Origin of the sequence: Mariniphaga anaerophila (assembly GCF_900129025.1) — a bacterium.
Classification (GTDB): domain Bacteria; phylum Bacteroidota; class Bacteroidia; order Bacteroidales; family Prolixibacteraceae; genus Mariniphaga; species Mariniphaga anaerophila.
Genome location: NZ_FQUM01000041.1, coordinates 1 through 1,331 on the forward strand (window position 1 = coordinate 1; position 1,331 = coordinate 1,331).

Annotated in this window: 1 protein-coding gene; it reads left to right on the plus strand. The window is 44.0% G+C overall.

All coding sequences use genetic code 11. The features are described 5' to 3' along the window. Positions 1–127: 127 nt before the first annotated feature. A complete protein-coding gene (locus BUB08_RS19925) occupies positions 128–1,303 on the plus strand; it encodes an IS4 family transposase (protein WP_073003684.1) in 1,176 nt (391 codons plus the stop codon). Positions 1,304–1,331: the final 28 nt, after the last annotated feature.

Here is a 1,331-nt window from a genome sequence, read left to right on the forward strand (position 1 = left end):
TTATTAGTGATGCGTTAATCTAAATCTGTTTGATCGTAATTGTTTAATATATAATTTACTACGAGCGTTCTTTGATTTTTTGATTTGAAATGAGAAGGTAATTTTGCGGCCTTAATGCTGCAAAATCATGAACACTGGTAAGTATGTCTTTGCCCAAGTGATTGAATTTCTCCCACGGTACGAGTTTGACAAACTGGTCAAGAAGTACAACGGAGACTTTCATGTCAGGGATCTAAGTTGTTATAACCTGCTCCTGCATCTCATTTTCGGGCAACTCACCGCCTGTAACTCGCTTCGGGATATCTGCTTGTGCCTTAAGGCTCATCAGAAGATGCTTTATCACCTTGGGTTCCGCCAGACAGTGAATGAGTCATCTCTTTCCCGGGCCAACGAGAGACGCGACTATCGCATCTACGAGGAGTTGGGATATATCTTGATAGGCATTGTTCGTCCGATGTACGCAAAAGAGCCCGTTCCGGGCGTTTGTCTTCCAAATTGGGAGATATTCGCCATCGACTCAACAACAATATCTTGCAGTATCAAATTAATGACCTGGGCTTTCGGTAAGTATGAACGCGGTGCTGTCAAGATGCATACAATGCTCGATTTGAGAGGCAGCATTCCAACTTTCATCCATATCACTCATGGTAAATGGCACGATAGCAACATTCTGGATGTCATGGATATAACTCCATGGGCTATCTATGTGATGGACAAGGCTTACGTGGACTTTGAGGCTCTGTACAACATCAATGGGCACCATGCTTATTGGATTACACGGGCCAAGGACAACATGCGATGTGAGATTGTTGAGACCAGTTACAACATCGACCAGGGTACGGGACTGCGTGGTGACCATATGATAAGGCTTACTGGCTACAAGCCAAGCAAGTATTATCCAAAGCCGTTCAGAATGGTAAAGTACTATGACTCTGAGAGTGGTGAGGAGCTCACCTTTATCACGAACCAGACTGATATAAGCGCCCTTGATGTTGCCAACCTGTACCGGGATAGATGGAATATTGAGATCTTCTTTAAATGGATAAAGCAGAACCTGACCATCAAGTCCCTATGGGGTCACTCGGAGAATGCGGTGAAGACCCACTTGTGGGTTGCGATCTGCAGCTATCTCATCGTTGCCAGAATTAAGGCCACATACAACTGTCCTTACTCTGTCACTGAAGTCGCTACCCTTCTCAGCGTATCCGCTTTGGAGAAGACCAACCTTCGAGACCTGCTGGAACAGCCAGTTGACGACCTACTCGATCAAAATCAAAATGTCAATGAACTTAGTTTATTTTAAGAGTAAAAAATTTATTGCATCAGTAATA